Origin of the sequence: Paraburkholderia sp. J63 (genome assembly GCF_905220245.1) — a bacterium.
Classification (GTDB): domain Bacteria; phylum Pseudomonadota; class Gammaproteobacteria; order Burkholderiales; family Burkholderiaceae; genus Paraburkholderia.
This window is the reverse complement of sequence record NZ_CAJMZF010000024.1, coordinates 13634-26733: the sequence shown is the minus strand read 5'-3', so window position 1 is coordinate 26733 and position 13100 is coordinate 13634. Positions and strand designations below refer to the sequence as shown.

Here is a 13100-nt window from a genome sequence, read left to right as displayed (position 1 = left end):
GTGCGGCGTGCGGACAACGGGTAGAGCAAACAGGTTGAGCCGACGGGTTGAGCCAATGTAAGCAGGCCAAATTCCCCGAACAATCGAATTCTCCTCATGGGCGCCATGAGAATCTCTCATGGCGCGGGCGGAGAAACCGCGGCTAGGGGCGCCGGATGGGCCGCCTCGATTAATTAATGACGCTCGCGAACCAGTCCGCCTCGCGGATCTCGATGACCGTCGGCGTGCCGGAGGCCAGCGCATCGTCGAGCGCCTCGCGCAGCGCGGCGGGATCGGCGGCCGTGCGCGCCGCGCAGCCGAAGCCGCGCGCGAGCGCGATGAAGTCGGGCGTATACGGATCGACGCCAACGGGCGTGATGTCGCGTGCGCTCATGTATTTGCGGATCTCGCCGTAGCCGTGGTTATTCCAGACCACGACGATCACGGGCACGGCCGCCTCGACGGCGCTCGCGAGCTCGGGCAGCGTGAATTGCAGCCCGCCGTCGCCGATCAGGCAGACGACCGGACGCCGCGGCGCGGCAAGCTTCGCGCCGATCGCGGCGGGCAGCCCGTAGCCGAGCGTGCCGTAGCCCGTCGACGAGTTGAACCACGCGCGCGGCGCGCTCGCGTCGTAAGTGAAATTGCCGACGTAGACCGGGCTGGTCGAGTCGCCGACCACGATCACGCCGGGCAGCGCGCCGGCAATCGTCTCGATGAGCGTGGCCTGGGCGCGCATCGGCGCGTCGTGGCCGGCCGCGATGGCAGCGCGCACCGCCGCGACGCGCGGCGCGCCCCACGCGGGCGAAGGCGCGCCCGGCGGGCTCGTTTCCAGCGCGGCGCAAAGGCCCGCGAGCGCCTCGCGCGCATCGCCGACGATGGCCGCATCGGGCCGGAAATTACGCATCAATTGCGCAGCGTCGATATCGATTCGGATCAGTTGCCCGTCGATCGCGAAGCCGCCGTTGAAGAGCACGTCGTAATCGGTCTCGCCGAGTTCGGTGCCGACGGCGAGCACGACATCGGCATCGCGCACGAGCGCGCGTGTCTCGTGCAGCGATTGCGTCGAGCCGAGCAGCAGCGGATGGCCCGGCGGCAACAGACCCTTCGCGTTGATGGTGAGCGCGACGGGCGCCTGCAGGCGCTCGGCGAGCGCGCGCAGGGCATCCCCCGCCTGCGCCGTGCCGCCGCCCGCGAGAATCAGCGGGCGCTGCGCCGCCGCGAGACGCGTGGCCGCCGCTCGAATCGCCGTGGCATCGGGCGCGGGCCGCGTGGCGAACACGACCGGTGCGTTCGCGAGATTCGGGGCCGGCGCGACGATGACGTCGAGCGGGATCTCGAGATGGACCGGGCGCGGCCGCTGGCTCGTGAAGACGGCGAACGCGCGCGCGAGCACTTGCGGCAGGTCGGCCGCGTCGAGCAGCGTATGCGAGAACGCGGTGAGACCCGCGAACACCTCGCGCTGCGAGGGCAGCTCGTGCAGGCGCCCATCGCCGCTGCCGAGCTCGCGCCGCGCGTTGACGCTGGAAATCACGAGCATCGGCACCGAATCGGCATAGGCCTGCGCCATGGCCGTGGCGATGTTGGTCATTCCAGGCCCGGTGATGATGAAGCAGACGCCGGGCTTGCCGGTGACGCGCGCATAGCCGTCCGCCATGAAGCCCGCGCCTTGCTCATGGCGTGGCGTGACATGACGGATCGACGAAGCGGCGAGGCCGCGATAGAGCTCGACCGTATGCACGCCGGGGATGCCGAACACGAACTCGACGCCATGGCGTTCAAGCAGCGTGACGAGCGCTTCGCCGCAGGTCGGCGCGGCGTGGCGCGGGACGAGGCGTACCGGCGCTTCTTCGCAGCAGGGGGAGAGGGCGGGGGAATTCATCGATGGTCGCCTGGGTTCCGGTGGGAGGTCGCACGCGTGCCGCTGGAGCGTGATGCGTCGAGCCATTGTCGAGGCCGGAATGCTCGGGAAACAATCGATTAGTTCTCATGGCGCGCATGAGCTTTCCGCATGGCGCCTGACACTTCCTGACATTATGCTTTCAGATTAAATGTTAAACTTGTCCATACATCTCAAAAAGGACAAGTCAATGCTGAAGAAGCTTGCAGGAGCGGCGGCGGTTGCCGCTGCGATGGCCGTGATGACGCTGCCCGCCGTGGCGGGCGATATGAATAATGCCGTTGGCGGTGCGCTGGGCGGCGTGGCCGGCGCGGCGGTCGGCAACGCGATTGGCGGCAGCACGGGGGCTGTGATCGGCGGCGCCGTGGGCGGAGGCGCGGGCGGCGCCGTGACGTCGAACAAGCACGAGCGCACGGGCGCCGTGGTGGGCGGCGCACTGGGCGGCGGGGCCGGCGCTGCCGCGGGCAATGCGATGGGCGGCACGGCGGGCGGCCTCGTCGGCGCTGCGGTAGGCGGAGGCGCGGGCGCGGCGCTGGGCGGCAATGTCTCACGCAACAACTCGCATTCCGACGATCATTACCACGGCGGAAAGCACAAGCATAAGAAGCACGGCAAGCATTACAACTGAGTGGTGCTTCGAAGGCGAGCCGGCGCGTTTCCTGGGAGAGCGGGGGAGCGCGCGGTTGGCTGAATCGCCTCGGCCTCGTCGTATCGGTTGCGCACGCAACCAGTCATTATCCTCGTTCCAGTCATTCATCCGGTGCAAAGCCGGAATCGTCCGGACCATTCGTTCGTGATCCTGAACGGCTATCTCCGAATGTCAATGCGTCCGCGGCGCATTGAATGACTTCCACTCGAATTCGGAAAAGTCCGATATCGGCAGACAGCGATATAGCGCGATTATTCCGTGGCGATTTCGCCTGAAAAGGCGATATTTAGCCTTTCATGCGGCTGGTCGCGTTGCCGGGCCGGTCGTTTTCGTCTATTGCGCGGGGCGATGGGGTGTGGGCATCTGCGCCAAAAACGGGGGGTGTCATGAAGCGACGCGTTGCGGTCGTCGGAGACAGGTTGAGTACGGGCGGGCACATCCTGAATGACTGGGGTGCCGTCAATTGCACCTACTACGGGCATCGGGCCGCATTGATCGGGGGCGAGGCTTATTGCGAAGTCTGCAAGACCCCGGGCGAAATTGCGAAGGCCGGAGGCCCGGGGTGCCGCCGCTGGAGAGACCGTGAGATTGCGCTCGATAGTGACATCGTGCTGTGCCGATGCGAAACACCGCCGCATATCGTAGCGGTGTTGTCGCGCGAAACGTGGCATGAAGACGGGGGCGTTGCCCGTGCCGATGGTCCGTCAACGTGCTACGGCGAGCAATACGAGCTAAAAGATGCTGCTGACCGTCCGCTGGCCGGCGTGAGGTATCGCGTGCGCACGAATTCGGAAACGGTATTGAGCGGTGTTACTGATGCCAATGGGCGAACCGGGCGAGTCAATGCGGATTCGATGAAGAGGTTGTATCTCGATTTGGCGGGTTGACGGATACGTTTCCCAACAGGAGAGGTAAATTGTGAGTGTTTTCGGAAGATCGAAAAATTTTGAACTTTTAGCCGGAAAGAACGAAGAATGGTTCGAGGTTCATTCCAGTGCTGTTACGAACACGAATCCAGGATCCATGGTTTATGTGACCATAGACACGACGCCTACCTGCTCGAATATGACAGACAGTGAGTTTCGCCAGACAGTTATGGCATTGAGAGACGATGCCGTGGAAATAATCGGGCAGAGACTCCGGGAACTGAAAACATGGAAGTTGCCGGCGCAGGAGCGGGTGGAAATATGGTTCGGTACATCGAACGAAGCGACGCGAGCGAAGCTGATAGACGGATTGACTGCGCTCGTGGCGGTGATGAATGGACTGACCGGGACCAATTTTGTGCGTCCCGATTCTTATATGGACGTAGCGACTGGCTGCGTGCCAAACAGAAAGAACCTCAATGGCGAAGCTGCGCACGTCTGTCGGCCCGATACTTCAACGCATACAATTGCAATACGAGAAAATTTCTGCGCACTGCCAAACAAGAGCGCGGCGACACTTGACTCGAAGCAGCTAACTATCGTTCACGAATGCACACATTTTATCGATACATTCGGATCGGTTGACTACAAGAATACATATGGACAATTTCTCGGTAAGCGACTCGCAAAAGAAGAGCCGGACATGGCGGTCCAGAATGCGGATAACATCGCTTGGTATATTCTTTGCGTTGACTAGCATAGCCGGGCTGTCCACCGGAGGCAGCGCCAATGCCTGTAGCTTCGCCTTGCAGTACGGTGGAAAGATGGAGCGTTCAGTGGTCGATCTTTCGAATGTCGACCGGCTCAAGCTGGCGCAACTGCTGATTACCGTTCGCGATAGTGCAGCGAAAGAGGGCCCGGTCGTCATTTACGGATTTGCGGACGAGCGCCAGCGCGACGCAGTTGCGATTGCACATCAGCGAGCGATGGCCGTGGGTATCTATTTGCAGCGTCTTGGCGTTGCCTCAGAACGACTCGCCATCGAAACAAAGATCTGGCGTGCTGATTCAGCCGTACCTTTGAGAGAACGTAACCAGTTCGAAGTTGAATTCGAACCTCCGTGTGGCCTGAACGGTTGTGAAAATCCTTGTGGGACTACCGCGCCGATACAACAATAGCGGGAAGTGTCGTCTCGCTTCGGGCGAGTTTCCTTCTTTGCACCGCGCCCTCCTCAACGCCCCTTCATCTGCACCATCAACCACTGAGCAAGCCGTTGCGCGCCATCGGGCATTTCCGCATCGGCGCGCCAGCATAAATAGTAGTGCCGACCATCGTCGAGCTCATGCTCGAAGAGCTTGCGCAACGCACCCGACGCCAGCTCGCGCGAGACGAGCGGCGCGCGCATCAGCGCCGCGCCGAGATCGGCGAGCGTGGCGCTCAAGGTGAGCTGGCCGTCTTCGAACAGCGGCCCCTCGGTGCGCGGGAGATGGCGCACGCCCACGCTCTGCAGCCAGTTCGCCCACGTGCTGCGATCCTCGTCGTGCACGAGCGGCACGCTCGCGAGATCGGCCGGCTTGCGCAGCGGCCCATAGCGCTGCAGGAAGCGCGGCGTGCATACCGGCACCACCGCGCCCGACATCAGCGGCGTGCTCGTATAGCCGATCCAGTCGCCGGTGCCGAAGCGGATCGACAGATCCGCGGCGTCGCTGCGGTAATTGCGGTGATTCGCGTAGAGCACCGTCACGTCCACGTCCTCGTTGGCCGCCAGAAAGTCGTGGAGCCGCGGAATGAACCAGCCCATGCCGAACAGCGGAATCAGGCTGATGGTGATCTGCCGCCGCGACGAGCGCTCGCGCACGAATCCCGTGGCGCTGCGCAGCACCGAAAACGCCGCGCTGATCGAGCGATAGTAGTCGCGGCCTTCGTCGGTGAGCACGAGCGCACGGCCGCTGCGCACGGTCAACGGCGTCTGCACGAACGATTCGAGTAACTGTAGCTGATGGCTCACCGCCGAAGCTGTGATCTCGAGCTCGCGCGCGGCGGCCGCGACCGAGCCGTGACGCGCGAACGCCTCGAATGCACGCACGGCCCGCAAGGGCGGATCGTCGACGATATGCTGAATTTTATTCATGTGTCGAATTATATCGAAAGGTGCGTGACGTTCTCGGTGTTGAAATTATTCATATAAAACAGCGAATTAAGCGAGGTTATGGACTGCCGGCATATCGATCGAACCAAACGTAATTTAGGCATCTGCACGCAAAAGCTTAATCTTTTTCACTATTCGAGGCCGCGCTCAACTTCCCCCACAAACGTGCATGCGCGCCCACCCACAGGCTCATCGGGATCGATCGACATGAAAAAGAAAGCTTTGCTGTTGTCGGCTGCCACGCTTTTCGCGGCGCTTTTTGCGGGCGTCTCGCAGGCCCAGGACGAACAGGTGGTGCTGATCGGGCTCGCCGCGCCGCTGACCGGCGCTTCCGCGCGCATCGGCAAGGATCTGGAAAACGGCGCGCAACTCGCCATCGACGACGCCAATGCGAAGCATCCGGGCATCGCGGGCAAGCCCGTCGTCTACAAGCTCGTGAGCGTCGACGACCAGTCGGACCCGCGCACGGCCGTCACGGTCGCGCAGCAGCTCGTCGATCGCCACGTGATCGGCGTGGTTGGCCACTGGAACACCGGTTGCAGCGTGCCGGCCGCGCGCGTCTATCACGACGCGGGCATCGCCGAGATCGCGCCGGCCTCGACGGGTCATCAATACACGCTGCAGGGCTTCGATACGGCGTTCCGCATCATGGGCCACGACGACGATGGCGGCGCCTATACCGGCGCCTATGCCGTGAAAACGCTCAAGGCCCAACGCATTGTCGTGATCGACGATCAGACCGCATTTGGCGCGGGACTCGCGAAGCAGTTCATCAAGGGCGTGCAGGCCAACGGCGGCAACGTGATCGATCATCAGTACGTGACCGACAAGACGCTCGATTTCAGCGGCGTGCTCACGGCCATCAAGGCGAAGCGTCCCGACCTGATCTTCTTCGGCGGCCTCGACGTGGAGGCCGCGCCGCTCGTGCGCCGCATGCGTCAGCTTCATATTCAGGCGCCGCTGCTCGGTGCGGGCGGTTTCGTGAGTCAGACCTTCCTCAAGCTCTCCGGTCCCGCGGGCGATGGCGTGACGGCGCTGGAGCCGGGCCGTCCGCTCGATCGCATGCCGGGCGGCGCGGCCTTCGACGCGCAATATCGCGCGCGCTGGCACGCGCCGATCGAACTGCACGCGCCGTTCGCCTACGATGCGGCCGCGACGCTGATCGCCGCCACGCAGCAGGCCAATTCGATTGCGCCGAAGAAGATCGTCGCGACGCTGCACACCATGCATCGCGATGGCGTGACCGGCGCGATCGCCTTCGATGCGCAAGGCAATCTCGTGGACCCTGCGTACACGATCTATCAGGTGAAGGACGGCAAGTGGGCCGTGGTGGACGTGCTGGGCGGCGGCGCAAACACGACGACGCTCGCGAAGACGGCTGCCCGTTGAACATCAGGAGGAGACACCTATGACACAGGAACAACGAGACGGCGCCGCGGAACAGACCGGCCCGACCGGTGTTAACGGAGAGACGCTCGGCATTCTCGCGCGTCGGCGCATCGAAGCGGAAATCATCAAGCCGATCTACGAGATCCTCAAGCGCGATTTCGGCATTGAGCGCGCCCAGGCCGTGATTGCCGAGGCCGTGCGCGGCGCGGCTGTCGATGCGGGCCGCCAGTTCGCGGCGCGCGAGCCGAACGGCACGAGCATCGCGTCGTTCGTCGCGCTCCAGGTGCTCTGGGAAAAAGACGATGCACTCGACGTGCAAACCCTGCGCGCCGACGACGAAGCCTACGATTACGACGTGAAGCGCTGCGCTTACGCCGAGATGTATCACGCGATGGGACTCGGCGAAATCGGCCATCTGCTGAGCTGCGCGCGCGATAGCGAGTTCATCTCGGGCTACGATCCGCGCGTCGAGCTCACGCGCACGAGCACGATCATGCAGGGCGGCAAGCGCTGCGATTTCCGCTACCACATGCGCGACGCAAAGCCCGATGAACAGATGGAGGGGCAGCGCGATGTCTGAATCGGCTCGGCAAACGGCTGTATCTCGTCCGGTCACTAAAATAAATGATTCGACCTCCTGTTCATTGCGCGTGAACGGCGCGCGACTGTGGGATTCGCTCGAACGCATGGCGCAGATTGGCGCGACTCAGAAAGGCGGCGTCTGCCGCCTCGCGCTCACCGAGCTTGATCGCGAAGGGCGCGATCTGTTCGTGCAATGGGCGCGCGAGGCGGGCTGTACGATTCGCGTCGACCAGATGGGCAACGTCTTCGCGCGCCGCGCGGGACGCGATCCTTCAGCGGCTCCCGTGCTGACCGGCTCGCATGCCGACACCCAGCCGACCGGCGGCCGTTACGACGGCATCTATGGCGTGCTCGGCGGCCTCGAAGTGATCCGCACGCTCAACGATGCGGGCGTGCAGACCGATCGCCCCGTCGAGGTGGTGATCTGGACCAACGAGGAAGGCTCGCGCTTCGCGCCCGCGATGATCTCGTCGGGCGTCTACGCGGGCGTGTACTCGCTCGAATATGGGCTTTCGCGCACCGATGCCTCGGGCACGACGATCGGCGAGGCGCTCGCGCGGATCGGCTACGCGGGCGACGAGCCGGTGGGCGGCACGCCGGTGCATGCCGCGTATGAATTGCATATCGAGCAGGGCGCGATTCTCGAGCGCAGCGGCAAGACCATCGGCGTGGTCACGGCGGGGCAGGGGCAGCGCTGGTACGAGATCGAGCTCGAAGGCGTGGACGCGCACGCGGGCACCACGCCGATGGACCTGCGCCGCGATGCGCTGGCCGGGGCCGCGCGCATGATCACCTTCGTCGAGGCGCTGGGGCGCCAATATGCACCGCATGGGCGCGCGACGGTCGGCATGATCGAGGCGAAGCCCAACTCGCGCAACACCGTGCCGGGGCGCTGCTTTTTCACGGTGGAGTTTCGGCATCCGGACTCGGGCGCGCTGGCCGAACTCGATGCGCAATTGCGCGCCGAACTGGCGCGCGTGGCGCAGGAAGCGCAGCTTGGCCACACGATCAGGCAGATCTTCGACTATGCGCCGGTGCCGTTCGCGCCCGCGTGCATCGATGCGGTGCGCCGGGCTGCGATCATGCTGGATTTGCCGCACGACGATATCGTCTCGGGCGCGGGCCACGACGCCTGCTATCTCGCGCGCGTGGCGCCCACGGGCATGATTTTCGTGCCGTGTGTGGATGGCCTGAGCCATAACGAAGCCGAGGCGATCACGCTCGAATGGGCAGAGGCTGGCGCCAACGTGCTGCTGCATGTGATGCTTGAGAGCGCATTGTCGGCTGCGCACGAGAGCAACTGAGTGTCACTGCGGGCGGGTGGCACATCGCGCGCCACCCGCCCATCCCCACATCAAATCAAATCGATTCCTGCACCGGCGCGCTTTCCGTCGAAGGCGCGAGATCGGCATCGGTCCACTCGTCGCCGTAGAGCTCGGGCGTGGCATACGCTTGCAGCGCGGCGAAATGCGCTTCCTTGTCTTCGTCGAACAGCGCGCTGATGATGCCTTGCGCCAGACGTTCCGCGCCGATGCTGACCGCGGGAATGTCGCCGGAGAGCTTGCCGAGGCTCGCAAGTGCTGAATAGTTGAACAGATGCACGTGCCCGAGCGCCGGGCTGTCGCCCGGCGTTTTCTCCAGGCACTCGAACGCCTCGCCGAGATAAGGCGAATTCGCGAGCTCGCGATTCGCGTCGAGCCCGCTCAAGTCCACGGCGTCTTTCCACAGCTTGATCGCGTCGTGGAAGGTGGCCAGTTCCGGGCGCTGCGTCAGGTCGGTCGTGAAGCCGGTGCCGAAGATCAGGAAATCGATCTCGTAGTTTCCCTTCGGAGTCCGAACCTGCAGCGCGTTGTCACGCACTTCGAGTGCCTCTACGGGGCTGCCGAGATGGAAGTGCGCGTGCGGATGGCGCGAGACGCGCAGGGTGCTCGAGCGCGGCGGCGGCACCTGGCTCACCATCGCATAGTGGTTGATGCGCCACTTCCACGCGTCGGACAGGTTCGAGAAACCGTAGGCGAGCCCCGGACTGCTCACGCCCGTGAGCTTGTTGACGCGCGGAATGTCGTTGCGGCGAATGAACAGGTCCAGACGCGCCGCGCCCGCTTCGAGCGCGGTGGCCGCATTGTCCATCGCCGAGGCCCCGGCGCCGAGCACCGCAACGCGCTTGCCGCGCAGCGCCTCGAAGTCGATGTCGTGCGCCGAATGCGCCCAGAAGCGGCGGCTGATGCCGGCCGCCATCGCCGGAACTTGCGGCGCGCCGCCGCCGTCGCGGCCCGTGGCGAGCACCAGGTGGCGCGTCCACGCCGTTTCGGCGCCATGCGGCGTATCCATCTCGACGCGCAGCAAGCCTTCGGGCGCCGCCTCGATCGAGCGGACCGTGACGCCGTTGTCGATATTGAGGCCGAGCACGCGCTTGTACCAGACGAGGTAGTCCATCCATTGAGCGCGCGGAATCTTGTCGAGCGCCTGCCATGCGTCGAGGCCGAACTGCGCTTCATACCACGCGCGGAACGTGAGCGCGGGCAGCCCCAGGCACGGGCCCGTGAGCGTCTTGGGCGAGCGCAGCGTCTCCATGCGGGCGAACGTCACCCACGGACCTTCCTTGCCGGCGGGCGCGCGATCGACGATGCGCTGCTTGTGGATGCCCACGAGCTTGAGCGCGCCCGCCGCCGCGAGCCCGCACATGCCGCCGCCGACGATCAGCACGTCGCTCACGTCGGCCTCGCCCATTTTGCGATCGGGGGTCCAGTCGGGCGGCGGCAGGCACAGCCATTCGAGGTCCTGCGCGAGGCGCGCTTCGAGTGTCGCGAGACCGGTTGCCGGATTCTTGTTGCCTGCTTGCATAGTCAGTTGCTCCGTGCTCAAGAAGCCGCGCATGAAAAATCGGGCTCGCCCAGCGTGAGCATGAGGCGGTTGGCCCAGGCGAAGATCGCCACGACGTGGATCAGGTCGAGCAGTTGTGCATTGGTCATGCCGTGCTCGCGCAGCGGCGCGAGATCGTCGGCGCCCAGTTGCCCGGGCGCGCTCGTGAGGCGCGCCGCAAACGTGGCGATGGCCCGCTCGCGCGCGCTGAGCTTCGCGTTGAACGGGTCCTCGAAGATCCATTCGCAGAGTTCGGACCGCTTGCTCAATTGCGTGAGACGGTCCGCATGAACCGACGCGCAGTAATGGCAGCCGTTGATGATCGACACCACGAGCGCCGCCATTTCGCGCTCGGCGCGCGCCAGGCCGCCGGGCGCGTACATGACCGCGTTGTAGGTCTCGCTGCGCCGGCGCAATACTTCGGGGTCCTGCACGAGCGTGAGGTAATAGGGCGACTCCCGCGCAGTGGGCCCGCTTTCGTCGAGCACGGCGAGCTGATCGGGCGTCGCGGCTTCGAGCGGCAACGGCGCGAGCCAGGCCAGCCAGTCGAGCTTGTGCGCGGTGAAGCGCGGATCGTGCGTGATTTCCGGCAGCGGCTTCGTGCCCTGCGCGGGCTGGCCGCTCAACGCGAGCAGACCCGCCACCACGCGCGCCTGGAACGCGACGAAGCCGATGAGCTGCCCGATGGTGACGATCTCGCGCTGCGATACGCCCGCCGCCTCCACGGCGGCCAGGCGCTCGCGGCCGGCCAGGCGCGGCGTGGTCGAAGCGATCTCTATCCAGGCGCCGAGCGCGCCATCGAGCGCATCATTGGGCACCTGCGCCGGCGCCGCTTGGCCGGCGTAGAAGCGGCTGACCGTTTCGGGGCCGTTCGCGTGCGCGACGGCGCTTGCGATGGCAAAGCGCCGCGCGCGTTCGCGGCTTTCCACCTGCGGGCCGAACAGCGTGTCGTAGACAGCCTGCGTGGACGCCGCGATCTTGGCGCGCGGCGCGCGCAGTTGTTCGGAACGCGCCACATCGTGCGGCGCGACGAGGGAATCGATGCAATCGAGTTGTTCTGTAATCATGTCGGTATCAGTTCGATATCAGGTCCACGAAAGGCGGAATCCGGAACAGGCGAACGCCGTCGGCGCACGTCACCCGGCCACCTCGGCGGGGTTGACGCTGCGCTGCTTGAAATGCTCGGCGCGCAGCGCGACCACGGCGACGAGCCCGAGCGCGAGCCCGATCATCACGTAGAGCACGGGCGCGAGCGGCGAGCCCGTGAGCTTGATGAGCCAGGTCACGAAGGTTTGCGCGAAGCCGCCGAAGATCAGGACTGCCACGTTGTTGACGATGGCGAGCGAAGTCGCGCGCGAGCGCTTGGGGAACATCTCGGCGAGCGTGGTGCAGTAGACGCCGAGGAAGGCCGCGCTCAGCACGCCGATCACGATCTGCGTGATCAGGAGCCGGTTGACCGACGGCGCGGCCACGACCCACTCGTAGAGCGGATAAATCGCGAGCAGATAGCCGCCCAGCGAAACGAGCAGCAGCGTCTTGCGGTCGTAGCGGTCGGAGAGCGCGCCCGCTATCGGCGTGACGATCAGCATGACGATGGCGGCGATCATCTGCACCATGAAGCTCTCCGAGACCGGCAGCTTGAGCACCTGCTTCGCGTAGGTCACGGTATAGCCGAACGTGACGTAGAACGACACCGTGCTCGCGACCACCATGCCCATGCCGATCAGGTAGTCGGACATCCCGCGCTTGACCACGGCGGCCTCCTTCGCGAGCGTCTGCGGCGTGGCCAGCACGCGCGCGTAGGTCTCGCTCGCGTGGCGGCGCAGGTAGACGGTGAGCGGCGCGATCACGAGGCCGACCGCGAACGGAATGCGCCAGGCGCCCGCGAGCTGCTGCCCGGTCGTGAAGACGTGCGTCACGATCATGCCGAGCGCGGCGCCGAGCATCGTCGACATGAGCTGCCCGCTCATCTGCCAGGAGCCGTAGTAGCCGGTGCGATGGGGCGGCGCGAGCTCGATCAGGAACGCGGTCGAGGTGCCGAATTCGCCGCCGATCGAAAAGCCTTGCAGCAGCCGCGCGATCAGCATCAGCAGCGGCGCGAGCAGGCCGGCCGTGGCGTAGGTGGGCGCGAACGTCATGATCACGGCGGACAGCGCCATGATGCCCATGCCGAGCGTCATCGCGGTCTTGCGCCCGTACTTGTCGCCGTAGAGGCCAAGCAGCACGCCGCCCACGGGCCGCATGAAGAATCCGGCGCCGAACAGTGCGGTGGTGAGGAGGATGGCGTTGAGATCGGTGCCCGAGGCGCCGTTTCCGGACGGAAAGAACAGCTTGCTGATGATCGGCGTCATCGCCGCGAAGATGGTGAAATCGAACCACTCCATTGCGTTGGCCAGCACGGCCGCAACGATGACACGCTTGACGCCTGCTTTGTTCCGCATCGGTGTCTCCCCTCTGAACGGTTTGGGATTTTTGGGTATGGCGGCATGCCGTCCGCATGCGTCAGGCACCGCTTGACACCATGATATTGATTTGGCGCAAGAATAAAAAACTAAAATTCGTGCCGGTACGACTTTTTTGTGGAATGAAAATTCTGCTGGAATGGTAAGGAGAGAAGGGGATTTCTTTGGGGGAGGGGATTTTTCTTTGTGGGGCGGGTGGTTGGAGGGGCGGAGGGGAGAGGGATGATTCCGTCCCCATTTCGGACGCTCGTGGCAACGGTTCATC

The 13100-nt window shown here is 64.7% G+C and carries 12 protein-coding genes; 7 read left to right on the top strand and 5 right to left on the bottom strand.

Annotated elements, in window-relative coordinates; genetic code table 11:
* Positions 1–169 precede the first annotated feature (169 nt).
* The gene (locus U5775_RS23775; RefSeq protein ID WP_322060548.1) at positions 170–1858 is read right to left on the bottom strand and encodes a 5-guanidino-2-oxopentanoate decarboxylase; all 1689 of its coding nucleotides are present in this window, start codon (positions 1856–1858) and stop codon (positions 170–172) included.
* 208 nt (positions 1859–2066) lie between these two features.
* On the opposite strand from U5775_RS23775, the gene U5775_RS23770 reads away from it, so the two are divergent.
* The 4 genes from U5775_RS23770 to U5775_RS23755 all read left to right on the top strand — a co-directional run bounded on the left by U5775_RS23770 (position 2067) and on the right by U5775_RS23755 (position 4569).
* Positions 2067–2504 (top strand): hypothetical protein, encoded by a 438-nt coding sequence (locus U5775_RS23770; RefSeq protein WP_322060547.1) that lies wholly within the window; start codon positions 2067–2069, stop codon positions 2502–2504.
* A 407-nt stretch (positions 2505–2911) separates the two neighbouring features.
* Positions 2912–3412, top strand: coding sequence for a PAAR domain-containing protein (locus U5775_RS23765; protein WP_322060546.1), 501 nt, complete (start codon positions 2912–2914; stop codon positions 3410–3412).
* 31 nt (positions 3413–3443) lie between these two features.
* Positions 3444–4148: a M35 family metallo-endopeptidase gene (locus tag U5775_RS23760; RefSeq protein ID WP_322060545.1), complete on the top strand. Its 705-nt coding sequence runs from the start codon at positions 3444–3446 to the stop codon at positions 4146–4148.
* 79 nt (positions 4149–4227) lie between these two features.
* Positions 4228–4569, top strand: a complete 342-nt coding sequence (locus U5775_RS23755; protein ID WP_322060544.1) for an OmpA family protein — start codon at positions 4228–4230, stop codon at positions 4567–4569.
* A 53-nt stretch (positions 4570–4622) separates the two neighbouring features.
* On the opposite strand, the gene U5775_RS23750 is transcribed toward U5775_RS23755, so the two are convergent.
* Complete coding sequence (locus tag U5775_RS23750) at positions 4623–5522, bottom strand: LysR substrate-binding domain-containing protein (protein WP_322060543.1); 900 nt, start codon at positions 5520–5522, stop codon at positions 4623–4625.
* 225 nt (positions 5523–5747) lie between these two features.
* On the opposite strand from U5775_RS23750, the gene U5775_RS23745 reads away from it, so the two are divergent.
* The 3 genes from U5775_RS23745 to U5775_RS23735 are packed head-to-tail and all read left to right on the top strand — an operon-like array spanning position 5748 to position 8815.
* Positions 5748–6929, top strand: coding sequence for a branched-chain amino acid ABC transporter substrate-binding protein (locus U5775_RS23745; protein ID WP_322060542.1), 1182 nt, complete (start codon positions 5748–5750; stop codon positions 6927–6929).
* A 19-nt stretch (positions 6930–6948) separates the two neighbouring features.
* Positions 6949–7509: an L-2-amino-thiazoline-4-carboxylic acid hydrolase gene (locus tag U5775_RS23740; RefSeq protein ID WP_322060541.1), complete on the top strand. Its 561-nt coding sequence runs from the start codon at positions 6949–6951 to the stop codon at positions 7507–7509.
* On the top strand, positions 7478–8815 hold the full coding sequence (locus U5775_RS23735) for a Zn-dependent hydrolase (RefSeq protein ID WP_415913638.1): 1338 nt from the start codon (positions 7478–7480) through the stop codon (positions 8813–8815). The genes U5775_RS23740 and U5775_RS23735 overlap by 32 nt, the downstream gene beginning before the upstream one ends.
* Positions 8816–8870: 55 nt before the next feature.
* Here the strand turns inward: U5775_RS23735 and U5775_RS23730 are convergent, their stop codons facing one another.
* The 3 genes from U5775_RS23730 to U5775_RS23720 all read right to left on the bottom strand — a co-directional run bounded on the left by U5775_RS23730 (position 8871) and on the right by U5775_RS23720 (position 12814).
* Positions 8871–10355 carry an NAD(P)/FAD-dependent oxidoreductase gene (locus tag U5775_RS23730; protein WP_322060540.1) on the bottom strand — a complete coding sequence of 495 codons (1485 nt, stop codon included), beginning with the start codon at positions 10353–10355 and terminating at the stop codon, positions 8871–8873.
* 17 nt (positions 10356–10372) lie between these two features.
* Positions 10373–11440, bottom strand: coding sequence for a peroxidase-related enzyme (locus U5775_RS23725; protein ID WP_322060539.1), 1068 nt, complete (start codon positions 11438–11440; stop codon positions 10373–10375).
* 69 nt (positions 11441–11509) lie between these two features.
* Positions 11510–12814 (bottom strand): MFS transporter, encoded by a 1305-nt coding sequence (locus U5775_RS23720; protein ID WP_322060538.1) that lies wholly within the window; start codon positions 12812–12814, stop codon positions 11510–11512.
* Positions 12815–13100: the final 286 nt, after the last annotated feature.

Excerpts from the sequence above, each read along its gene's own strand:
- U5775_RS23775 (WP_322060548.1), bottom strand. The coding sequence starts at position 1,858 with ATGAATTCCCCCGCCCTCTCCCCCTGCTGCGAAGAAGCGCCGGTACGC.
- U5775_RS23770 (WP_322060547.1), top strand. The coding sequence starts at position 2,067 with ATGCTGAAGAAGCTTGCAGGAGCGGCGGCGGTTGCCGCTGCGATGGCC.
- U5775_RS23765 (WP_322060546.1), top strand. The coding sequence starts at position 2,912 with ATGAAGCGACGCGTTGCGGTCGTCGGAGACAGGTTGAGTACGGGCGGG.
- U5775_RS23750 (WP_322060543.1), bottom strand. The coding sequence starts at position 5,522 with ATGAATAAAATTCAGCATATCGTCGACGATCCGCCCTTGCGGGCCGTG.
- U5775_RS23745 (WP_322060542.1), top strand. The coding sequence starts at position 5,748 with ATGAAAAAGAAAGCTTTGCTGTTGTCGGCTGCCACGCTTTTCGCGGCG.
- U5775_RS23740 (WP_322060541.1), top strand. The coding sequence starts at position 6,949 with ATGACACAGGAACAACGAGACGGCGCCGCGGAACAGACCGGCCCGACC.
- U5775_RS23735 (WP_415913638.1), top strand. The coding sequence starts at position 7,478 with ATGAACAGATGGAGGGGCAGCGCGATGTCTGAATCGGCTCGGCAAACG.
- U5775_RS23730 (WP_322060540.1), bottom strand. The coding sequence starts at position 10,355 with ATGCAAGCAGGCAACAAGAATCCGGCAACCGGTCTCGCGACACTCGAA.
- U5775_RS23725 (WP_322060539.1), bottom strand. The coding sequence starts at position 11,440 with ATGATTACAGAACAACTCGATTGCATCGATTCCCTCGTCGCGCCGCAC.
- U5775_RS23720 (WP_322060538.1), bottom strand. The coding sequence starts at position 12,814 with ATGCGGAACAAAGCAGGCGTCAAGCGTGTCATCGTTGCGGCCGTGCTG.